General features: G+C 71.4%; 17 protein-coding genes. 12 read left to right on the forward strand and 5 right to left on the reverse strand.

The features are described from left to right. The first annotated feature begins 70 nt into the window (after positions 1-70). Positions 71-706 carry a cupin domain-containing protein gene (locus HG543_RS12000; RefSeq protein WP_169344862.1) on the forward strand — a complete coding sequence of 212 codons (636 nt, stop codon included), beginning with the start codon at positions 71-73 and terminating at the stop codon, positions 704-706. 10 nt (positions 707-716) lie between these two features. Here HG543_RS12000 and HG543_RS12005 read toward each other — a convergent pair whose 3' ends face one another. Then, positions 717-2,189, reverse strand: a complete 1,473-nt coding sequence (locus HG543_RS12005) for an ankryin (protein WP_169344863.1) — start codon at positions 2,187-2,189, stop codon at positions 717-719. Between the two features lie 76 nt (positions 2,190-2,265). Between HG543_RS12005 and dapE the strand changes: the two genes are divergently transcribed. From dapE to HG543_RS12030, 5 genes are all read left to right on the forward strand, one after another. Next, positions 2,266-3,354: a succinyl-diaminopimelate desuccinylase gene (dapE, locus tag HG543_RS12010; protein WP_169344864.1), complete on the forward strand. Its 1,089-nt coding sequence runs from the start codon at positions 2,266-2,268 to the stop codon at positions 3,352-3,354. 244 nt (positions 3,355-3,598) lie between these two features. Then, positions 3,599-4,753: a sensor histidine kinase gene (locus tag HG543_RS12015; protein WP_169344865.1), complete on the forward strand. Its 1,155-nt coding sequence runs from the start codon at positions 3,599-3,601 to the stop codon at positions 4,751-4,753. Beyond that, entirely contained in the window at positions 4,750-5,514 is a 765-nt protein-coding gene (locus HG543_RS12020) for a LytR/AlgR family response regulator transcription factor (RefSeq protein ID WP_169344866.1), read from the forward strand. The genes HG543_RS12015 and HG543_RS12020 overlap by 4 nt, the downstream gene beginning before the upstream one ends. 121 nt (positions 5,515-5,635) lie before the next feature. Beyond that, entirely contained in the window at positions 5,636-6,787 is a 1,152-nt protein-coding gene (locus tag HG543_RS12025; protein ID WP_169344867.1) for a tetratricopeptide repeat protein, read from the forward strand. Positions 6,788-6,914: 127 nt separating this feature from the next. Next, the gene (locus HG543_RS12030) at positions 6,915-7,298 is read left to right on the forward strand and encodes a cell envelope biogenesis protein TolA (protein ID WP_169344868.1); all 384 of its coding nucleotides are present in this window, start codon (positions 6,915-6,917) and stop codon (positions 7,296-7,298) included. 195 nt (positions 7,299-7,493) lie between these two features. Here HG543_RS12030 and HG543_RS12035 read toward each other — a convergent pair whose 3' ends face one another. The 4 genes from HG543_RS12035 to HG543_RS12050 all read right to left on the reverse strand — a co-directional run bounded on the left by HG543_RS12035 (position 7,494) and on the right by HG543_RS12050 (position 15,695). Further along, complete coding sequence (locus HG543_RS12035; RefSeq protein ID WP_169344869.1) at positions 7,494-8,771, reverse strand: PKD domain-containing protein; 1,278 nt, start codon at positions 8,769-8,771, stop codon at positions 7,494-7,496. A gap of 167 nt (positions 8,772-8,938) precedes the next feature. Beyond that, positions 8,939-10,519, reverse strand: coding sequence for a hypothetical protein (locus HG543_RS12040; RefSeq protein ID WP_169344870.1), 1,581 nt, complete (start codon positions 10,517-10,519; stop codon positions 8,939-8,941). Between the two features lie 596 nt (positions 10,520-11,115). After that, positions 11,116-14,682 carry a DEAD/DEAH box helicase gene (locus HG543_RS12045; RefSeq protein ID WP_169344871.1) on the reverse strand — a complete coding sequence of 1,189 codons (3,567 nt, stop codon included), beginning with the start codon at positions 14,680-14,682 and terminating at the stop codon, positions 11,116-11,118. 161 nt (positions 14,683-14,843) lie between these two features. Next, positions 14,844-15,695, reverse strand: coding sequence for an alpha/beta fold hydrolase (locus HG543_RS12050; protein WP_343073331.1), 852 nt, complete (start codon positions 15,693-15,695; stop codon positions 14,844-14,846). 218 nt (positions 15,696-15,913) lie between these two features. Here HG543_RS12050 and HG543_RS12055 point away from each other — a divergent pair, with 218 nt between their 5' ends. The 6 genes from HG543_RS12055 (at position 15,914) to HG543_RS12080 (ending at position 22,077) form a co-directional block, all read left to right on the forward strand. Further along, entirely contained in the window at positions 15,914-16,531 is a 618-nt protein-coding gene (locus tag HG543_RS12055) for a Uma2 family endonuclease (RefSeq protein ID WP_246356951.1), read from the forward strand. A 133-nt stretch (positions 16,532-16,664) separates the two neighbouring features. Further along, complete coding sequence (locus HG543_RS12060; RefSeq protein WP_246356952.1) at positions 16,665-17,294, forward strand: Uma2 family endonuclease; 630 nt, start codon at positions 16,665-16,667, stop codon at positions 17,292-17,294. A 192-nt stretch (positions 17,295-17,486) separates the two neighbouring features. Further along, on the forward strand, positions 17,487-19,409 hold the full coding sequence (locus tag HG543_RS54450) for a serine/threonine protein kinase (RefSeq protein WP_343073332.1): 1,923 nt from the start codon (positions 17,487-17,489) through the stop codon (positions 19,407-19,409). 11 nt (positions 19,410-19,420) lie between these two features. Further along, positions 19,421-20,437 (forward strand): PEGA domain-containing protein, encoded by a 1,017-nt coding sequence (locus tag HG543_RS12070; RefSeq protein WP_169344872.1) that lies wholly within the window; start codon positions 19,421-19,423, stop codon positions 20,435-20,437. Between the two features lie 24 nt (positions 20,438-20,461). Beyond that, positions 20,462-20,809, forward strand: coding sequence for a hypothetical protein (locus tag HG543_RS12075; protein WP_169344873.1), 348 nt, complete (start codon positions 20,462-20,464; stop codon positions 20,807-20,809). A gap of 29 nt (positions 20,810-20,838) precedes the next feature. Next, positions 20,839-22,077, forward strand: a complete 1,239-nt coding sequence (locus HG543_RS12080; RefSeq protein ID WP_169344874.1) for a substrate-binding domain-containing protein — start codon at positions 20,839-20,841, stop codon at positions 22,075-22,077. The last annotated feature ends 27 nt before the right edge of the window (positions 22,078-22,104 follow it).

The raw sequence follows: 22,104 nt of genomic DNA on the forward strand, positions 1-22,104 counted from the left end.
GCGAGCCGCCAGTCGAAATCCAACCGGGCGCGCATTCCGTAGATAGAGCGGAAGGGGATGGAATGTGACGATGGAGCACCTGGACGACATCCTGACCGAGTGGGCGCTGGGCACCCTGGCGGCCCCGGAGTGGGAGGCCGCCGAGCGGCATCTCGCGGGGTGTGCCCGGTGCCGGACGCTGGCCGCCCGGCTGGTGCCCGCGCGGGAGGTGCTCACGTCGCTGGTGCCTCCCGTGGAGCCGCCACCTGAAGTGCTCACGCGGCTGATGGAGCGGATGGAGGGGCCAGGGCGGCTGGCCCGGTTCGCGGACCGGGTGGCGGCCTTCTTCGACCTGACGCGCGAGCGGGCGCTGGAAATCCTGGCGTCCGTGAGCGACCCGTCGGTGTGGATGCCCGGGCCGGTGGAGGGCTCGGAGCTGATGCCCGTGGAGGCGGGGCCGGCGCGCGAGGGGATGATGGCCGGCATCCTCCGGCTCAACTCCGGCGTGCGCTACCCGAAGCACACGCACCACGGCCGCGAGTGGAATCTCGTGCTGGAGGGCGGCTTCCGCGAGGACGACGGCCACGAGGTGTGGCCGGGCGAGGAGCTGGAGAAGTCCGAGAGCAGCGCGCACGGCTTCACCGCGCTGGAGGGGCCCGCGTGCCTCTGCGCCTCCGTGCTGGAGGGCATGACGCGCTTCGAGGAGGAGGCCTCTCCGTCCGCGTGAGGCGGCGGCGTCAGGGCCGCTCGCGGAAGACGGGCAGGCCCTTGCGGAGCCGGTCGAAGAGGTCGTGCTCGTCGTACAGGGCCTCGTCCTCGTCCTCGTTTCCCGGCGCCTCCTCCCGGAACACCTCGGGGACGAACAGCGCGCGCAGTCGTTTGGCGACGCTGTCCTCGCCGTCCCGCGGGCGGATGCGGTCGCCGAATTCGTGCTCGGCTTTGACGTCCGCCATGATGTCGTGGTCGACCGAGATGACGACGCGCGCGTGGATGGTGTCGGCGCTCAGCGAGTGGTCGTTGTAGTAGCCCATGACGATGTCTCGCGCGTGGATGTCGCCCTTCACGTTGAAGTCGCCACTCGAGAAGAGCGCATGGCAGCGCACGTCTCCCAGGACGTGGACGGGGGAGTCGTTCCCGTTGTCATCGAGGACTCCGTGCACGATGAGGTTGCCCGTCACCGCGAAGGGCCTGCGGATGTCGAGATGGCCGTCCACCTCCAGGTCTCCGTGGTGGAAGAACGGTCCGTTCAGCGTCAGCGGGCCCTTCAGGCGCAGGTGTCTGGGGGGAGTCCCGAGGGTGTCCCGCAGCGCCGCGAGGAGGGCCAGCGGCCTGCTGGGGGTGCCGTCGCTGCGCAGGCCGGTGATGAACTCCTGGGCCGACTCCACGTCGTGCTCGAACGGGAACCCGTCCTCCGGCACGGCGGCGCGCAGCGCGGCGCTGTCGACGGGGAAGGGGCCGAACGGGTCGGCCTCGTTCCAGGCATAGGGGACGCGAGGCTTGCCTCCGGCACGCTCCAGCACATCGATGACGGCGTTGAGGTCGCTGAGGCCCGGGTCGTGGATGCTCTCCATGCCCCAGTCCACCCGTTCCTGGCGGGTGCGCAGCGCGAGGCCGAGCGGCGTGCGACCCAACCCGTCGAGGGCGTTGACGTCGGCGCCTCGGGCGAGCAGCAGCTCGGCCAGGGGCGCGTCCCAGAAGTCGACCGTCTGGTGGAGCGGCGTGCCCCCCTCATCGTCACGCACGTCGATGCGAGCGCCCGCGTCGAGCAACTCCGTGTAGATGCGGGGTGTTCCGCCCATGCGGAACGCACCCGCGTTTCGGCCCCTCACATCGTCTGGGACCCGAGCGCCGGCCGCTCGCAGCAGGTGGATGAGCTCCAGCGCGTGCGCCTCGTAGCGTTCGTCGGAGTTGGAGGGAACAGCTCGGAGGAGGGGCGTCTGGGCATGGTCATCTCGCGCATTGGGGTCCGCGCCCGCCTCGAGCAGCACACGCACCACGTCGAGGTTGGGGCGTGGGTCGCTCTCCGAGTCGGGCGCGAGCACCGCGAAGTGCAGCGGCGTGGAGCCGTACCTGCCGCGCCCGTGCACGTCGGCGCCCTCGGCCAGCAGCTTGCGCACGGCGTCAGGGGCGAGCTCCGACGGCCAGCGCGCGCGGTTCTCGCACAGGGAGAGCAGGGCCCGGGTCGCTTCGGGATTTGGGGTCGTGGACATTCCCGGTCATTTGAGCGGCAACCGTGTGCCGGGCCAACTCCAATCCGGGGTGGCCCGGGGGTATGGTGCCCGGCGCATGTCTTCCAACGACCTGGCCACCCGGCTCGCTCGCACGACGCTCGAGCTGTGCCGCATTCCCAGCCCCATCACCCATGAGGGCCCCATCGCCGACCACGTCGAGCGCTGGGCGCTCCAGCACTTCAAGCGCGAGGAGGTCTTCCGCGTCGGGCATACGCTGCTCCTCGGACGCATCGAGGACTCGCGCCCCACCGTGGCGCTCATCGGCCATCTCGACACCGTGCCCGCGCACCCCAGCGACCAGGGCCGTGAGCCCCGCATCGAGGGCGAGCGCGTCTTCGGGCTCGGCGCCTCCGACATGAAGGGCGGGCTCGCCGTCATGATGGCGCTGGCCGAGGACCTCCGGCGCGACACGCTCCCGGTCAACCTCGCGTTCCTCTTCTACGAGCGCGAGGAAGGGGCGTATGCGGAGAGCGGCCTCATTCCCCTCTTCGAGAAGCGCCCGGACCTCGCGCGCGTGAAGTTCGGCATCGCCATGGAGCCCACCGACAGCGTGGTGCAGGTGGGCTGCGTCGGCTCCATGCAGGTGACGGTGCGCTTCACCGGGCGCAGCGCGCACTCGGCGCGGCCGTGGCAGGGGGAGAACGCCATCCACAAGGCGGGCCCGTTCCTCGCGGAGCTGCTCGGCCGCCAGCGCGTGGAGGTCAACGTCGCCGGCTTCCCGTTCTACGAGGTCATCAACGCCACGCTCGCCAAGGGCGGCCGCGCGCGCAACGTCATCCCCGAGGCGTTCGAGTTGAATCTCAACTACCGCTTCGCGCCGGGGAAGAGCATCGCGCAGGCGAAGCAGGATGTGCTCGCGCTCGTCGCGGACCGCGCGGAGGTGGAGTTCACCGATGCGTCGCCCAGCGGCCCCGTGGTGGCCGGCAACCCGCTGTTCCAGAAGCTGATGTCCCTCACAGGGTTGCCCGCCGCGTCCAAGCAGGCGTGGACGGACGTGGCCCGCTTCGGCGAGTGGGGCGTGGATGCCGTCAACTACGGCCCGGGTGAGACGGCCCAGGCACATCAGGCCAACGAGAGCGCGCCCATTCCTCCGCTGGCCGACGCGTACGAGAAGCTCGCCGCGTTCCTCAAGGGCGCGGGCTGACGGAGGGCGGCGGGTTGTCTGGTCTGCTCGGCCCGAGTTGAAGAGGACCTGGCGCTCCATCCGTTCGGGCCAGTGGGGCCTGGCGCTTCCTGCGTTGACTCATGGCAGGGAGCGCCTGGGATTCGCGTCGGCCCGGGGCCATGAGTGCTGACGGCGCGGCCATTCCAGGTACGTGCGTCCATTCGGCCCGCCTCGCCAACCCGGGGGCAGTCATGCCCTTCGCAATGGGCATACAATCCCGGTCATGTCGTTGAACCCTCCCGTGGCCGCGCCGTCCCCGCTCCCCCGCGTCGCATCGGTGGACCCACGCGTCGCGGTCTCCCGGCGCTGGCTCGGGCCCGCGTTGGTGTTCGCGGGATACACGGTGCTGACGCTCGTCTATGGCGCGCAGCTCTCCGTCTACCGCGCTTCGAAGGGCGAGCCCGCGAGCTTCGGGGAGTCGCTGCTGCTCGGTGCGGTCGAGTGGTACAGCTGGGCCCCGCTCACCCCCCTCATCCTCGCCGTCGCCCGCCGTGTGCACGCCACCGGGCGGTCCTGGCCCGTCCAGCTCGCGCTCCACCTGCCGGCCGCGCTCCTCTTCGCCATGGTGCACCTGGCCCTGCACGCGGGCCTGCGTCAGCTCCTCCTCGCGCCCGAGGGCGGATGGTCGGCGGCCTGGACGTACTTCGGCTGGCTGGTGTCGAAGACCACCGACTTCGACGTGCTCATCTACCTCTCCGTGGTGGGGGCGTACGCGGCCCTGCGGTCCTCGCAGCGGATGCGGGAGGAGGCCGTGCGCGCCTCGCAGCTGGAGGCGCAGCTCGCGCAGGCGCAGCTCCAGCTGCTGCGCAACCAGCTCCGTCCGCACTTCCTCTTCAACACGCTGCACGCCATCTCCGCCCTCATGCACCGCGATGTGAATGCCGCGGACCGCATGGTGGGCCAGCTCAGCGAGTTGCTGCGCGCCAGCCTGGAACGCGACGGGCGCCACGAGGTGCCCCTCTCAGAGGAGCTGGAGCTGCTCGCGCCCTATCTCGACATCGAGCGCACCCGCTTCTCTGACCGGCTCCAGGTGGACGTGGAGGTGGCGCCGGAGGTGCGCGACGCGCTCGTGCCGCCGCTGCTGCTCCAACCCTTGGTGGAGAACGCCATCCGTCATGGCATCGCTCCACGCCGTGGACCCGGGCGGGTGTGGGTCCGCGCCGCTCGCGCCGGTGAGAGGTTGTCGGTGGAGGTCCGTGACGACGGAGTGGGGCCGCCCTCGGGACCCGAGGGGCTGCGCGAGGGCATCGGCCTGGGCGGCACCCGGAGCCGGCTGGAGAAGCTCTATGGCGCCTCGCAGACGCTGACGGTGGAGGCCAATACGCCGCGCGGGTGCGTCGTGTCCCTGTCACTGCCGTACCGGAGTGCCCGGTCATGAGCATCCGCACCCTCATCGTCGACGACGAGCCCCTGGCCCGCGAGCGGCTGCGCGCCCTGCTGGCCCCGGAGACGGACCTGCACCCGCTGGCCGAGTGTGGCGATGGCCAGGAGGCGCTCTCCTTCATCACCCGCGAGCGCCCCGCGCTGGTGTTCCTCGACGTGGAGATGCCGGAGCTGGATGGCTTCGGCGTGCTCGCGGAGACGGCGGTGATGCCGCCGCCCGTGGTCGTCTTCGTCACCGCCCATCCCCAGCACGCGGTGCGCGCCTTCGACTCCGCCGCGGTGGATTACCTCCTCAAGCCCTTCACCGTGGAGCGCTTCCAGCGCACCCTCGCCCGCGTCCGCGAGCGGCTGGCCGCGCCTCCGGTGGACCTGCGCCAGCAACTCCAGCACCTGCTCCGAGAGCTGCGCCCGGCCGCCCCCACCCCCGACCGTCTGGTGGTGAAGTCCGGTGCCCAGACGCTGCTGGTCCCGGTGGAGGACATCGACTGGGTGGAGTCCGCCGGCAACTACGTCACCCTGCACGTGGGCCGCGAGGAGCACCTGCTGCGCGAGACGATGGCGGAGCTGGAGGCCCGGCTCGCCTCGCGCCGCTTCGCTCGTATCCACCGCTCGGTGCTCGTCAACGTGGACCGCATCCACTCCCTGAGCCCCACGCTGTCCGGCGACCACCGGCTGGTGCTGCGCGACGGGCAGGAGCTGACGCTGAGCCGGACGTACCGTGCCCGGCTGGAGCAGGTGCTCGGTCACCCGCTGTAGGCCTCCCGCGTTCCGTCCCTCCGGCATCGCGGCTCGTCCCTTCCTCCCGCGACTCATCCCATCGCCGCCCCAGTCCTCCGACGCCCCTCTACCTTTCCTCTCGACTTCAGGGGAGGAACACATGCGGCACATCATCTGGGTGGGATTGCTGGGACTCATCACGGCCTGCGCGGCCGGGAGGGCGGAGCAGGGCGGTACGCGCGCGGCGGCGGAGCCATCTTCGTTCGCCACATCCGCCGTCACCGTCATGCAGGCGTATGACCTGGACAGCCGCTTCGGTGACGCGGCGAGCCTGGGACGCTTCGCCATCGAGCGAACCCGCCTGCTGAAGGACACCCCCGGTGAGGCACGCCTCCAGGTCGAGCTGGGCCGCGTCCTCTCCCGCCAGCTCCGTCACGAGCCCGGCGTCGACGAGGCGGAGGTGGTCGCCATCCTCCAGCGCGCCCGCCAGCTCGCCGAGGCCTCGAATCACCCGGGCGTGCTGGCCGCGGCACTCGATGCGGAGGGCATGTACCACTACTTCAACAAGCTGCTCGCCGGGCGTGGAGAGTGGGCGCCCATCGTAGCCCTCTTCGAACGCTCCGCCGCGCTGGCCGAGCAGGCCGGCGACTCGCGCGGGCTCTCCGAGGCCCTCTTCCACCTGGGCCTCACGCAGCAGTTCCAGGGCAACGCGGTCCGCGCACGGGAAGTCTACGAGCGCTCCCTCGCCGTCGCGCGCGGAGCGGGGGACGCCCTCATGCAGTCCTACAACCTGCGGCACCTGGCCGGCCTCGCCGAGAAGCGCGGCGACCTGGACACGGCGCTCGCGCAGCACCGCGAGTGCCTGCGCCTGCGCGAGCAGGTGGGCTTCCACACCGGCCAGATTTTCGCGCTCATCGCCGTGGCCCATGTCCTCACCCTGCGCGAGCCCCAGGGCGACGAGGCGCTCCCCACCGCCCAGCGCGCCCTGCGCATGGCGGAGGAGCGCAAGGACCCCGCCGCCACGCGCGAGTCGCTGGCCATGCTCGGCCGCGTCCACCTGCGCCGCGGCGACGGCGCCTCCGCGCTCCCGCACCTGGAGCAGGCCATGGCCAACGCCGAGTCCCACCAGGACTGGCTCTCGCTCGTGGAGATGCTGCTCGACTCCGCTCGCGCTCATGCCCTGCGGGGCGAGAAGGCCCACGTCGAGACACAGGTGCGGCGCGCCTTCTCGCTGGCGACCGGGAAGGGACTCACCGTCGTGCTCGGAGACGTGGAGCAGCTCGGCCGCGAGCACGGCATCGCGCTGCGCTGAGGCTCCAACGCGCGTGGCATTCGTCCGCTGTCGTTCATCTGTTCCGGGGGCGGATTCACTGCGGGTGAGCGAATGGGCGTACGCTTCCCGTGCATTGCCCGCAGCCCCCTTTCACTGGAGCAGATGAATGGCTTTCCCAACCGCCGTGAACTCGCAGATTACCGACGCCGTGACCCAACCCACCACCGGCGTGACGGCCCCCACGCGGCGCCGCACCACCCGCAAGGCCTCCACGCGCGCCGGCGGTGTGCGGAAGGGCGCGCGCAAGGCCTCCGCGAAGCGCACGGCCACCGGTGGAACGGTCGCTCGGGTCAAGAAGGCCGCGGGCAAGGTGGGCGCTCGCGCCAAGAAGGCCCTGCGCGCCATCGGCGGCGCCCGGAAGGCGACGACCCGGAAGACGGGCACGGCTGGGCGGACGGCTCGCAAGACGGGCACCACGCCTCGTGGCACCGGCCGCACCGCGGTCCGTAGCACCTCGCGCGCGACGACCCGGCGCACCCCGCGCAAGTAGGGCGACCCCGCGATTCCCTCGGGCACCTGACGGCGCTCCGATGTGTCTGTGCCTCGGAGCAGGACCGAAGGGGCCGCGCCCTCCCAGGCCATGAAAAGCAAGGAGGGCCACGGGGCCGCGGACTGCCTGCCGCGGACCCTCGTGGCCCTCGAACACGCGCGGGCGCTCCGTGGGAGCGCCCGACGTCTCAGCCGACTACTTCACCAGGATGCCCGCCGAGAAGCTGTCCGACAGCGAGTCCACGGAGGCGTTCGCCGTCACCCGGCACGCGGCGCTCGAGGACGGCGCGGTCCAGCTGTAGATCGAGTAGCACTGGTTGGGGCTCGGGCACGAGTCGTACACCTTCAGCACGGTGCCGCAGGTGACGTCCAGGTTCGTGGTCCGGCTGCTCAGACCGGCGCTGGTGCCGTAGTAGGTGGAGAACTCGAGTTCGTACGTCTCGCCGGCGCGCACGGTCGGCAGATTGGCCGCGCTGCTGCTGCGGTAGATATACGAGTACGGGAGTTCCGGGTAGTTGGAGATGGAGATGGAGGCGACGATGGGACGGGGGATGTACTCACCGTTCACCTGGACGCCGCCGGAGCCCGCGCCGTCGTTCGGGAAGACGACCACCGTCACGGAGTCCGTCACCGCCTGGCCGCGCGAGACCACGCTGACGGCGAGGTTGCAGGCCCCCGGCACGGAGGCGGTGAACGTCGTCGTCGCGGCGTTGCGGTCCGCGAAGCCGCCACCGCAGTCCGCGTGCCACAGGTAGCTCAGCGGGTCGCCGTCCAGGTCCACCGCGTCCACCGACAAGGTGACGGGCTGGTTGACGATGGTGCTCGTGTTGGAGACCGTCAGCGCGCGGATGATGGGCGCGATGTCCGGCTGGTTCTCCGGCGGGGTCAGGTCATAGATGCGCAGGCTGACGCCCGTCGTCGTGTTGGCCACGATGTTGGTCGTCGCGCTACCCGTGGCCACCAGCGTCAGCGCGGTGGAGCTGCCCGCGTCGAACGACGGCCACGGACCGGCGTCGAAGGACGGACCGGCGTCGAAGGACGAGCCCGCGTCGAAGGACGAGCCCGCGTCGAAGATGCCGCCGTCGAAGGACGGACCCGCGTCGAACGAGCCCGCGTCGAAGGCGCCGCCGTCAAAAGGGCCTCCGTCAAAGGGGCCGCCGTCCGGCGTGTTGGAGACGTAGGCATAGCCGTTGGCGGTCAGCGTCTGGGGGCCCACCGGCAGCACCAGCGTTCCCGTGAAGGTGCCCGCGTCGGCGTTGTACAGCAGCTCCTTGGAGATGTTGGCAGGCTGCGCCGTCACCACGACGGAATGGAGCTGATAGGCCGCCAGCCCCTTCACGGAGACCTCGGCCGCGCCCTCGATGTCGGGCTGCTGCTGCGGATTCTCTTCCGTGCCGCCCCCTGGTGAGCAGGCCGCCATCAGCGCGCTCAAGCCGACCAGCGCGCCGGCGACAAGCGTGAACCTCTTCGACATGGATTTCTCCTCCACTTGGGATGTGCCGGCGAGCGCCTCCCCAAAAAAGGCGGTCGCGGCACACGTGCTTCTCGTGGAGGAGAACGACGCCTGTCCAGTCCGGTCGCAGGATTCTCGAGCGCGGAGAGGCCCGCAGGTGGGTTCCCGGTGACCCACCCGCGAGCGGGTCAGCGCTTGAGGCGGAAGAGGAAGACGTCGCTGCGGGCGGCGAAGCGGCGGCCCAGGCCGAGGTCGCTGTCCCGGTCCGTATGTCCGAAGAGGATGGCGTCGCCATCCGGGAGCACGCCGACGAAGGGCATGGCCTCCACGCCGAACAGCTCGCCGCGGGCCTCGGGCGGGTCGGAGAGGTACATGCGCGTGGCCAACGCCCCGCCGTTGGAGCCGTAGCGGATGGCCACGGGCTGCGCGGAGCCCATGCCGTCCGAGCCGGCCACGCCGTCCTCGATGCGGTTGTAGGTGAAGCCCGCCAGCACGAGGTCGCCCGAGGGCTCCACCGCGAGCGCGCCCACCTGGAGTCCGTCGCCCAGGTGGCGGGCCCAGCGCTCCTCACCCCCGGGACGCGCGGCGACGAGGAAGGGGCTGATGCGGTACGGGTGTCCCTGGAGCTTGCGGCCCGCCCAGTCCACGGTGCCGAGGAAGGAGCCGGTGGCCACCACCGCGCCCTGTCCGTCCACGCCCACGTCGCTCACGGTGCCCTGGGCCTGGCGCAGTGCCTTGGCCCAGGTGAGCGCGCCGTCCTGATAGACGGCGAGGAAGGGGCTGCCGTCCCGGGTGGACTCCGCGCGCTGGCTGCCGAAGCGCACCGCGCCCACGTAGCGCCCGCCCACCGCCAGCCGCCCGCGGGCATCCACCGCGAGGGTGGTCAGCTCGACGCGGTCCTCGTCCCCCTCGGGCCGGCCGATGCGCAGGGCCCCTTCGGCGCGGCCCTCCGTCGAGTACGTCACCACCACGGCACCGGAGCCACGCGCGCCGTCGCCGAAGTCCGCGGTGCCGGAGGAGTTGAAGGCCACCAGCGCTCGGCCCTGGGCGTCCACGGTGAGGTCCACCACGGTGAGGCCCGGGCCCCGGGGCGTGCTGGCCCAGAGGAGGTTGCCGTTCGAATCCAATCGCGCGACGAAGGCGCCGTCGCCCAGCTCGCGCGTCTCGAAGTCCAGCAGGCCCTCCACGTTGCCGGCCAGGAAGACGCCGCCCGTGGAGTCCGGAGCGATGCGGGCGCTCACGCTGGCGCGCAGCTCCGCGGGCGTCTCCGGCGCGCGCACCTCGAAGGTCCGCTGCCAGCGCGTCTCGCCCGCCGCCGAGCGCCGGGTGACGACGAGCCGCACGCGGTCATCCGTGGGTTGACGGGTGTGCATGTCATCGATGCCCTGGACGGTGGCGGTGAGGATGTCGCCACTCGCGTCCAGCGCCGCGTCCAGCGCCAGGTCGTCCTGCGGGGTGCCCTCACGCACCTGCCACAGGGTGCTGCCCGGGCCCGGCGGAGGCGGGGGCGGCTGCTCCTGTTGGGGCTGTTCGTTCGTGTCCGGCGGCTCTTCGTCGGGGACTTCGCCGACGGGGGGCGGCGGAGCCTCGCCGTCCGTCACGGGCGGCTCCGGTGCCGGGGCGCATTCCGCCGCCGACATGTCCTCGCAGCCCCCGGTGGCGGGAGGGTCGTGCGCCTCGCCGCCACTGCTGCAGCCCGTCACCACTCCCAGCCACCCCAGCACCGTCGCGCCCACGACGGTCCGGAACCCACGCCACCCCAGACGCATGATGAAAACCCCCTCCACCGAGTGGAGGGTCCGCATGGTGCCCGGTGCCAGCAACAGGGTGTACGGCGTCTGCCCGCCTGGCCGCCCCGATGCGCAAGGGGCTTCACGCCGGTGGGAAATCGCGTGCCCTCGCGCGCTCCCCGTGACGCCACACCCGAGGGCCACGCGCTACCCACCGAGAGGGGCGTGTGGCGCGGCGTGGAGCGCGGAGTCCTCCCCGGTGCCATGGGTGCGGGGTGGAGGGGGCTCTTCCACGGCAGGGGGCTTCCGACAGGGCAGGACGGGCCATCACTCATGGCGCGGTGGGGAGTCGCACGCGGTTGCCTGCGCGGATGTCCATTGAGGACCTCCATCGGGGCGCCGGACCCCGCCAGCGGCGCTCGGGCGGCGAGGCCGCCGCTCACGGACCGGCGAGGACCCGGCGAGCCCACGCGGAATGGAAGTTCCGTTCCGGGGGGGGGCGGCCCGGGGGCTGGCAGGCCACGCGGAATGGAAGTTCCGTTCCGCGAATGCCTCGGGAACGGGCCTATGCCCCCTTCCTGTTCGTGCGGGTCGAGGTGGCTCCGCGCGCGGTACGGGCTCCTCCGCGTCCTGATTCAGTGCCGCGAGCGGGGCGGGGGAGGCTCCTCCACGGGGGCGAGCTTCCGGGACAGCAGGGCGAGCAGCTCCTGCGTGGTGAGCCGGCCCGCCTGGTCCTTGCCCTCGAGCACGCCGGCCACCAGCGCGCGCTTGTGCTCGTGCAGGGCGAGCATCTGCTCCTCGATGGTGCCGCGCGCCACCAGCCGGTAGACGGTGACGGGGCGCTCCTGGCCGATGCGGTGGGCCCGGTCGGACGCCTGGTCCTCCACGGCGGGGTTCCACCACGGGTCCAGGTGGATGACGCTGGTGGCGGCGGTGAGGTTGAGCCCGAAGCCGCCGGCCTTCAGTGAGATGAGGAACAGCGGCGTGTCCCCCTCCTGGAACTCCCGCACCCGCTCCGCCCGCGCGCCCGCGGGCGTCTGGCCGTCGAGGTACACGTAGGGGATGCCCCGCGCGTCCAGCTCGTCGCGCACCAGCGACAGGTGCGAGGTGAACTGGCTGAAGACGAGCGCGCGCTGGCCCTCCGCCCGGAGCTCCTCGATGAGCTCCATCAGCCGCTCCTGCTTGGAGGACCCCACCGTCGACGAGGGGTCCGACAGGCGCGGGTGCGAGGCCAGAAGCCGCAACCGGGTGAGCGCGGCGAGCACCTGGATGCGCCGCTCCTGCTCCTTCAGCGTCGTCTTGTGCTTCTCCAGGTCCGACAGCGCCGCGAGCCGGGCGTCCTCGTAGAGCTGCCACTCCTCCGGCGAGAGCACCACGGGCACCCGCACGTCCGTGCGTGGAGGCAGTTGCGCCTCCACCTGTGTCTTGGTGCGCCGCAGGAGGAAGGGCTGCAGCACCCGGGCGAGCGCGGGCGCCGCCGTGGGGTCGATGCCCTTCTCAATCGGCGCGGCGAAGCGCTCGCGGAACGCCTCCCAGCTGCCGAGCAGCTCCGGGAAGACGATGGCGAAGAGGGCCCACAGCTCGCCCAGGTGGTTCTCCAGCGGCGTTCCGGAGAGGGCGAAGCGGAAGTCCCCCTGGAGCGCCCGCGCGGCGCGGAAGCGCTGGGTGGTCGCGTTCTTCAGCGCCTGCGCCTCGTCGAAGACGATGGTGGAGAACCGGATGGAGGACAGCCGCTCGATGTCGCGCACGAGCAGGCCGTAGCTGATGACGAGGACGTCCTTCGGCCCCAGCCGCTCCAGCGTGGCGCCCCGGTCCTCCTCCTCCGAGAAGAGCTTCAGCTTCAGCGAGGGGGCGAAGCGCTTCGCCTCGTCCACCCAGTTGAAGGCCACCGACGTGGGCGCCAGCACGAGCGCCGGGCCGTGCTTCGCGCGCTCCAGCAGCACGGCCAGCGCCTGCACCGTCTTGCCCAGGCCCATGTCGTCCGCGAGCACGCCACCCGCGTTCCATGACGCCAGCCGCGTGAGCCAGCGGAAGCCCTCGAGCTGGTAGTCGCGCAGCTCCGTCTTCAGCGTGCCGGGCACCCGGGGGCGCAGCTCCTTCGCCGCGAAGATGCGCTCCACGAGCTTGCGCCAGGCCTCGTCCGCGTCCACCCGAGCGCCCGCGCCGCCGAGCGCGCTCAGCGCCTCCGCTCCGGACGGGCCCATCTCCAGGCCATGGCGCGACAGGTACGTGTGGTCCGCCAGCCGCTCCAGGTGCTGGCGCAGGGCGTCCTCCATCTCCACGTACGACTGCGCGGAGACCTGGACGAAGCGCTCCTTGCGGCGGGCCGCGTCGAGCAGCCGCGCCAGCGCCACGCGCTCGCCGTCCACGGACAGCTCGCCGAGCACGCCGAACCAGTTGCGCTTGCGCTCGACGGTGACCTTCAGCGCCGCCGGGCCTCGCGCGGAGAGCAGGTGCATCTGCGCGCCCGTCCACTCCAGCTCGGGCTTCGGGTCCAGGGAGGCACAGACCTTGAGGAGCGTGAGCGCGCCCTGGGCGCTGGTGAATTGGTAGCTGAAGGGCAGCTCCTCCGGCTCGGCGGTGCGGAGCGGGAGCTGCGCTTCGAGCGACTCGGCGAGCTGGCGCTCCCGCGCGAAGTCGCGCACCGCGTGCCGGGGCGTGAGGCCGCGCCGCACGTACACGTCGCGAGCGCCTTCGCCCGGAATGACGGTTCCGCTGTCGGGGAGTGGGCGGAGACGGATTTCGACGCGCACGCCGCCTCCGGGCCGCGTCTCGAGGCGCAGCACCGGGAGGTTGGCGGGCGGGACGGCCTCGCCCATGACGCTGCGGGGCAGGGCCACCGGCAGGCGCGTGGACAGCTTGGAGAGGCGCTCCAGCAGCGCGACGTGGCTCTCCGGTGGGAAGGCGTTGCCGTGGCGCGAGAGCACCGTGAGCATCGCGCGGGCCTCGGGGCTGACGTCGAGCACGGTGAGCCGGCGCGCGCCCTCGTCCCAGAGATAGAGGCCCTCCTCGGGCTTCGCCTTGCGCACGCGCTCCAGCAGCGGGCCGGGGAGGGCGGCTCCGTCGAAGCCCACGTTGAGGACGACGGTGTCGCCGCGGTCCTCGGCGACGAGGCCGACCTTCTCGCGCTCGATGCGCACGAGGTCCGATGTGTCCTCGAAGTAGATGCGCGGATGGTTGACGAGCTCGAAGAGCAGCTCACGCGAGGCGGGGGCCTCGTTCTCCGGCAGCAGGGCCGCGAGCCGCGCGTCGGTGGGGGACAGGAGGGAGCCGTACTCCTGGAGGAGCTTCCTGCGGTTGAGCTTGGCGCCGCTGCTGAGCTGGCCCTTCTTGCCGCGCTTGTGGACGTAGGGGGCCAGCTCCACGCCGTAGCTGGGGATGACCTCCAGGTGCCAGGACAGCTCCGCGCTTCCCGCGGCGCCCGGGCTCTCCTCCACCGCGCGCTCCAGTGCGCGGAGCGTTCGCTCCCAGTCGGGCCGGAGCAGGTCCGCGAGTGTCTCGCCGAACGCCTCCGTCCACGGCTGGCGCAGCCAGAGGAGGGTGGTGTCGATGGCGGCGAGGATGTGCACGCACGTGGGCGCTCCACAGGTGCAGTCGGCCTTCACCTCGGTGGGAGAGAAGGCGAGGCGCGCTTCCGGGAGGATGAAGCCGGCGCTGGCGCCGACGGGCAGCACCGAGATGCGCGCCTCGCGGACCCGGAAGCCGGGGAGCTGGGGGTCGAGCTGGAGGGAGGCCTCCGACAGCGCGCGCCGGGGGCGCGGGGCGACGGAGCCGGGAATCCGGGCACGCAGGTCCAGGAGGAGCCGGTGGACGGCGTGCGTGCGCGGCTCCTCGGGAGGGCGGAGGAGCTCCGGGAGCGAGGCGCGGGCGTCCTCCGCCGCCGAGCGCTCATCCTCGAGGTAGCGGGAGGCGAGGCGGGGGAGCAGGTCCCGCATCTTCGCGGAGGGGACGGTCTCGGAAATCCAGCGCGCCTGGGACTCCGCGCTCGCCAGCTCCACGAGACGGCGGCGGGCGCTGACCATGCGGAACTGGGGCATCAGCGCGGCCTCGATGCGGGGCGTCAGCATGACGAGGCTGATGCGTGTGACGTGCTCGATGCCGTGGGTCCGCAGCCACGTGTCGAGCGCGCTGTCCGTGTCGAAGGGGGGGCCTCCCGCCTCCGGGGACGGAGGAGAGGCCGGGTGCGCGAGCTCGGCGGGCATGGGGAGGCTTCTTCTTCAAGAAGCGCGGGGGAAAGGCAAGCGGTTCAGGGGGCGCGCGGGCAGCCGGGCAGGCAGGCGGCCGGGAGCCGGACGCGAGGGGTAGGGCGGAATGGAAGTTCCGTTCCGCGGGCTCCGGTGCTCCGCCAGCGGGAAAGGGGGGCTCAGCGCGCCACGGGGGTGGCGGAATGGAAGTTCCGTTCCGCCTGCGCCAGGTGTTCGGTCAGCAGGGCGTTGACCTCCGCGGCGCGGGTGATGGTCATGGCATGGGCGGTTCCGGTCAGCTCGATGTAGCGCGCGCCCGGCAGCCCTCGTGCGAGCTCACGGCCGGAGTCGGGCGTGGCGATGCGGTCATGCTCCGCGCTCGCGACGAGCGTCGGGATGCCGGCCAGCTCGGAGAGGAACGGCCGAGCATCCGCGCGGGCCATGGTCCTCACCTGCTGCATCAAGATGGGCGGGGACTCGGACAGGTCGCGGTCGAAGAGGCGGCCCAGTTTCTCCGCCAGGGTGTCGGGGTCGGCGGCCGACAGCTCCTCGTGGGTGAGGACCATCTCCATGAAGGCGCGCCGCCGCATGCGCCGGGTCCCGATTCGGGTGCGCAGGCCGATACGGACCAGCCATGGCGTCAGCCGGGACGGTGCCTTGCCGTTGGCGAACGTGCACAGGAGCGCGAGGCTGCGGACCCGGGCTCGCGCGCGCCGGGCCACGTACTGCGCGATGAGCCCGCCCATCGAATGCCCGACGAGGTGTGCGCTCGGCCAGCCCTGGGCATCCATCAGCGCGAGGACGTCCTCCGCCATCAGCTCGAGTGACAGGGGCTCCGCGGACGGGACGCTCCGGCCATAGGCGCGGTTGTCGAAGCAGAGGCACTGGAAGCGCGGCGTCAGTGCATCCAGTTGCGGCCTCCAGCCATTCGCGCCGACGCCCGAGCCCTGGATGAGGACGACGGGGACTCCCTGGCCCTCCACGAACCAGCTCAGGTTGCAACCACGGTGCATCGTCGTGCGTCGTTCCACGGGCCGCTCCCGGTTGAAGTGGAAGGGACCGTGGCATGGGCCAGCCAGGCAAGGCGAGCCGAGGGCGAGGCACGGGTGATGGCAGCGAGCGCGTGCCCTTCTCGCACTTGTCATGACGCTGGATGAGCCGAGGGATGGGCTCGGCTGTCAGACCCGTGGAGTAGGAAGGAGTGGACACAAGGTAATGGGTGGGGTTCCACTCCGGGGAGGCTGGGCTGATGATGGAAGGGCTGGGAGTCGGGGGACTGGGGAGTCGCGAGATGGGCAACGAGACGAAGCGGCCGGCGACCTATGAGGACCTGCTGGCACTGCCCGAACACATGGTGGGGCAGATCATCGACGGGGAGCTCATCGCCATGCCGCGGCCGGCGAGCCGCCATGGGGTGGCGTACACCTCGTTGCTCACGGCCGTGAACGGTGCCTTTGGTGAAGGGGAAGGAGGGGCGGGTGGATGGTGGATCATCGGCGAGCCGGAGCTGCACCTCGGAAAAGACGTCCTGGTGCCGGACCTCGCGGGCTGGCGCATCGAGCGCATGCCCGAGGTGCCGGATGTACCGTATTTCACCCTCGCTCCTGACTGGGTCTGCGAGGTGCTCTCGCCATCTACCGAGACGCTGGACCGGAAGCGCAAGCGGGAGATCTACGCGCGCGAAGGTGTGGGCCATGTGTGGCTGGTGGACCCGGCGGAGCGGGTGCTGGAGGTCTACCAGTGGCGCGACGGACGGTGGACGGAGCGGGGGAGGTACTCCGGTAAGGCGCGGGTCAGGGCCGAGCCTTTCGATGCGTTGGAGTTGAGGCTTGGCGCTTTGTGGCCGTCGGGGCGCAAGTCCACATGACCCTCTTGAAGCATGCAGCGGCTCGGTGACGTGCGTCCTGGCGCATCCTCTTATCTCGGTTGTCAGACCCGTGGAGTAGGAAGGAGTGGACACAAGGTGACGGGTGGGGTTCCACTCCGGGGAGGCTGGGTCGATGATGGACGGGTGGGAAGTCGGAGGACTGGGGAGTCGCGAGATGGGCAACGAGACGAAGCGGCCGGCGACCTATGAGGACCTGCTGGCGGAGCTGCTGGCGCTGCCAGAACACATGGTGGGGCAGATCATCGACGGGGAGCTCATCGCCATGTCGCGGCCGGCGAGCCCTCACGCGATGGCGCACTCCATCCTGTTCGGTGAGCTTTACAGTGGTGTGCAGCGAGGAAGGACGGGACCGGGCGGCTGGTGGTTCATGGACGAGCCGGAGCTTCACTTCGGCAAGGACGTCCTGGTGCCGGACCTCGCGGGCTGGCGCCGCGAGCGGATGCCCCAGGTGCCGCGAGCCCCCTACTTCACCCTGGCGCCGGACTGGGTCTGCGAGGTGCTCTCCCCGTCCACGGCGTCACTGGACCGGAAGCGCAAACGGGAGATCTACGCGCGCGAAGGCGTGAACCACGTGTGGCTGGTGGACCCGGACGCGCGGACACTGGAGGTGTTCCAGCTGCGGGACGGGCAGTGGGTGGAGCGAGGCCGCTATTCCGCTGAGGACCGCGCCCGGGCCGAACCGTTCGAGACGTTCGAGCTGGAGCTCGGAGCCTTGTGGCCGCCCGAGCTCGAGGCTCCCTGACACACCGCTCTCGCCAATGCCTCACACGCTGATGACTGTCACGATTGTGTAAACGTCACGAACGCGTAACGGTCACGAATCCGTAACAGTCACGGAATTGTAAACACAGAGCAGCCAGACAGCCTCCCCGTCTCGACAGCATTGTCAAAACGCGGTGTATTCGCGACCCGCGATTTTTACGGTGAGGTAACAGTGTCAGCCCTCCGTGAAGCAGTCCCCAGCACCGCGTTGCTGGGCAGGTACGAGCTTGTCTCCGAGCTGGGTCACGGCGGTATGGCAAAGGTGTATCGGGCCCGTGCCGCCGGCCCCGGAGGATTCGAGAAGACGCTCGTCGTCAAGTGCATCCTTCCGCACCTGGCACAGGACCCTCAGTTCGTGGAGATGTTCCTGGCCGAGGCTCGGCTGGCGGCACGGCTCAACCACCCCAACCTCGTTCAAATCTTCGACTTCGGAGAGTCCGAGGGCGCGTACTTCCTGGCGATGGAGTACATCGACGGGCCCACGCTGCGCGCGCTGCTGCGCCGGTTGAACGCCCAGGGGCAGGCCATCCCATATCCGCTGTGTGCGCGAATCGCCTCGGCGGTGTGCGAGGGCCTGACCTTCGCCCACGAGTTCCGCGACCCGGACACCGGTGAATCGCTGCGGATGATCCACCGCGACGTCAGCCCGGACAACATCCTCCTGTCACGCAGTGGCAACGTGAAGCTGGTGGACTTCGGCATCGCCAAGGCCACCACCAACGCGCCGCAGACGCAGGTGGGCACGCTCAAGGGCAAGGTGCCGTACATGTCGCCCGAGCAGCTGCGCAACGAGGCGCTCGACGCACGCACGGACGTGTACGCGCTCGGGGTGGTGCTCTACGAGATGGTCGCGGGGGCCAAGCCTTACGAGGCCAGCCACGAAGCGGCCCTGATGCAGGCCATCCTCTACGAGCCGTTCATCCCCGTGGCCGCGCGGCGCGAGGACGTGCCCGAGGCCCTGGAGCACATCATCCAGCGCGCCCTGTCCAAGGACCGGGCCACGCGCTACGCGAGCTGCCGGCAGATGCAGGCGGACCTGGACCAGTACCTGCTGAGCTGCGGACATCCCGTGGGCACCCAGCACGTGGCCCAGCTCATCACCCGCGCCGCCGTGCCGACGGGTGGCAGTCCCGTCATGGGCACGCCGGTGTCGGGGCTCGGCAGCAGGTCTCGTGACGCGGGCTCGGGCTCCGTGTCCCGTCCCGCCGTGTCCCCTCTACGCGCCGATGCGACGGAGGTGGAGCCCCAGCCCACCGGGCCCACGCGTCCCTCCTTCCTGGCGCGGCGCCGGGGCGCGGTCCTCGCTGGCGCGGGAGCCCTGGCGCTGGTGGCGGGTGTCGCCATCATGGGCCTGCGCTCCAGCGGTGGCGCGGGCGCGACGCCCACTTCCACCTCGGCGAGCCCCGTGCCCGGCGGCGCCACCGCGGCGATGGGCCCCTCGCGGGGAACCAACGTTCCGGGAGCCGGCGTTCCCGCCGTGGCGGCGGGTGGAGCGGCGCCTGCGAGTCCCACCGCCTCCGGTGTCACGGCCACCACGGGACAGGCACCCACGGGCTCCGTGCCCTCGGGCGTCGCGGCCACGGCGGCGGCCAACGCGGGCACACTGCCCACGAACCCCTCGGCCCCGGGTGTCGCGACCACGGCGGCGGCACAGGCCCCCGCGTCTCCCGCCGAGCCCACGGAGGTGGAGCTCCAGGTGACGGTGACGCCGCGCAAGGCCCAGCTCCGTCTGGACGACCAGCCGCTGGAGGGCAATCCCTTCTCGGAGAAGTTCCCCCGGGACGGCCGGGTGCACGTGCTGCGCGTCACCGCGCCCGGGTATGCGCCCGTCGTGAAGGAGCTCCGCTTCGAGCGCGACCTCGCCCTGGACATCACCCTTTCGCGGCGTGGCCAGGAGTCGCGCCGCCCCGCCGTCACGGAGCGCACCTCGCGCCCACCCGCCGCGCCCGCTGAACCAGCGCAGGTCCAGGCCCAGGAGCCGGACTTCGCCGAGCTGCCCGCGAAGCCCGTGCGCCGCAAGCCGCCCAAGCGCTCGCTCGACCCGGACAACCCCTGGGGCGAGCAGGGCGGTTCCTCTTCCCCCGACAACCCATGACCCCGAACCTGATGTCTCATCCGAAGCGGCTCGCCGTCGTGCTCCTGCTGGCGATGGCGGCGGGCAGCGCCAGTGCCGCGGCTCCCTCACGGAAGACCCCCGCGCGCTCCCAGCCTCAACCCCAGATGGAGGAGGCGCAGCGCCGCTACGAGCGCGGCCGCGAGTTCTACGAGGAGGGCGACTTCCGCGCGGCGCTCGTGGAGTTCCAGCGCGCCCACGAGCTGGCTCCCAGCTACCGGCTCCTCTACAACATCGCCCAGGTCCAGTATCAGCTCCAGGACTACGCGGGCGCCCTGCGCAGCTTCCAGCAGTACCTGCGGGACGGGCAGGCGGACATCACCCCGCAGCGCCGCGACGAGGTGCAGCGCGAGGTGGAGCGGCTGCGCTCGCGCGTGGCGACGCTGGACATCGTCACCCAGCCGGTGGGCGCGAAGGTCTCCGTGGATGACGAGCCGGTGGGCACCACGCCGCTGTCCGAGCCCGTCATGGTGAGCGCCGGCCGGCGCAAGGTGACGGCGGAGCTGCCCGGAGAGCCGCCCGTGACGCGCATGGTGGACGTGGCGGGGATGGACAGCATGGTGGTGCGGCTCGACTTCGCGCCCCCGCCCGCGCCCAGGGCGGCCACCGTTCCGCCGCCCGCGTCCGAGCCCTCCGTGGCCACGACGTCGGCCCTCACCGCCCGGGCCGAGGAGCCGCGCGGCGTGCCCTGGAAGATGTGGGCGGCCACCGGCGCGCTGGCGGTGGGCGCGGGTGTCACCGCCGTGCTCGCCAGCAGCGCGGCCAGTGATTTGAAGACCCGGCGCGACACCTTCGGCGTGACGCGCGCGCAGCTGGACGACGCCAGCGGCAAGACGAAGACGCTGGCCCTCACCAGCGACATCCTCACCGGAGCCACGGTGGTGGCCGCCGGCATCTCCGCGTACCTGACCTTCTTCTCCGGCGGCGACTCCGACACGCCCGCCCCGTCCTCCTCGTCCGTGCGGGTGGGCGTGGGCCCCGGCAGCGTCGGCGTCTCCGGTGCCTTCTAGCCCCTGTCTCCACGAGCCATGCCCATGTCCCTCCTCTCTTCCTCCGGGCGCGCGCACGCCTCGCGTCGCGCGCTGCTCGCCTCGGTGTTCCTGATGGCGGCCAGCGGCTGCTCGCTGGCCCTGGACACCGAGCCCGCGCAGTGCACGACGGACGCGGACTGCGAGCGCTTCGGCACCTATCCCGTCTGTCAGGAGGGCGTGTGCATGCCCTCCGGACTCGGCCCGCAGGGCTGCTTCCGCGGCAACGCTTCCACCGAGGAGCAGTTCCTCAACCAGTGCACCCGCGCCGAGTGCCAGCCCTTCGACAACTGCGCGCGCCTGGGGCTGTGCAATCCGAGCGACGCCCTGCCCGACCTCGTTCCCCGGCCGTGATGCCCCCGCCTTCCGAGGACACACCTTCCATGAGCCCCTTTGCCTTCCGTCGCGGCCCGCCGTGCGCGCTGGTCGTGTTCACCGCCGTGCTCGCCTCGACGTCCGCCCTCGCGCAGACGAAAGAGCCCACCATCTCCTGTCCCTCCACCAACGTCGTCTACGTAGCGGGCTCCTCGGCCGTCCGCTCGTTCCTGACGGTGGTGGCGCCGCTGCTCGCGCAGGACACGCCGGCCTACAGCATCGTCTACCAGTCCCAGGGCTCGTGCACGGGCGTCACCGCCATCTTCAGCACGGACCCGAGCCGGCGCATCATCAAGGACATTCCCGCCTCCGGCTCGCGGGCCGCGAACTACGCCATCCTGCTCAAGCCGGACGGCACGTCGCAGGAGTGCTCGTTGCCGCCGGAGGGCGTCACGGTGGACGTGGGCGTGTCGGACGTCTACGCCTCCACGTGCGGCGTCGAGGCGCCCACGGGCGTGCAGATTTCCGACTACGAGGGCCCCATCCAGCCGATGACCTTCGTGGTGCCGGTGAACTCCACGCAGCGGAGCATCAGCGCGGAGGCCGCGTACATGGCCTTCGGCATGGGAGGCAACCAGGGCAAGGCGGCGCCCTGGGTGGAGCCGTCGCTGTTCTTCGTGCGCAACGCCAGCTCCGGCACGCAGCAGATGATTGCGCGCGCCATCAGCGTGCCGGCCGACAAGTGGTGGGGTGTGGACCGGGGCGGCAGTGACGGCGTGCGCAGGAACATGAGCCTGCTGGACACGAGCCGCTCGGAGCAGGCCATCGGCATCCTGTCCACGGACGTCGCGGACGAGGAGCGCGCCAGCCTGCGCATCCTCGCCTTCCAGGCGCGGGGCCAGAAGTGCGGCTTCCTTCCGGACTCCACGCCGTTCGCCAAGGACAAGGCGAACGTGCGCGACGGCCACTATCCCATCTGGGGGCCGGTGCACTTCTACACGCGGGTGGAGAACGGGCTGCCCACGCCGGCCGCGGGCGCGCTGGTGAGCCGCTTCGCCGCCCCGCAGCTCGCGCAGCCGCTGCTGGAGGCCATCATCGACAAGCACCTGGTACCCAAGTGCGCCATGAAGGTGCGGCGCTCCACGGAGATGGGCCCGCTGTCACCCATCACCACCGGGCTGCGCTGCGGCTGCTTCTTCGACAAGGTGGCCAATGGCGCCACCTCCTGCACGCCCTGCGCGGGGCCGGGGGATTGCCCCTCCTCGGCTCCTTCGTGCAACTACGGCTTCTGCGAGCAGGGCGGCTGACGCGGGCCGGGGCGCCTCGGGCCTTCC

It is taken from the genome of Pyxidicoccus fallax (genome assembly GCF_012933655.1).
Taxonomy (GTDB): domain Bacteria; phylum Myxococcota; class Myxococcia; order Myxococcales; family Myxococcaceae; genus Myxococcus; species Myxococcus fallax.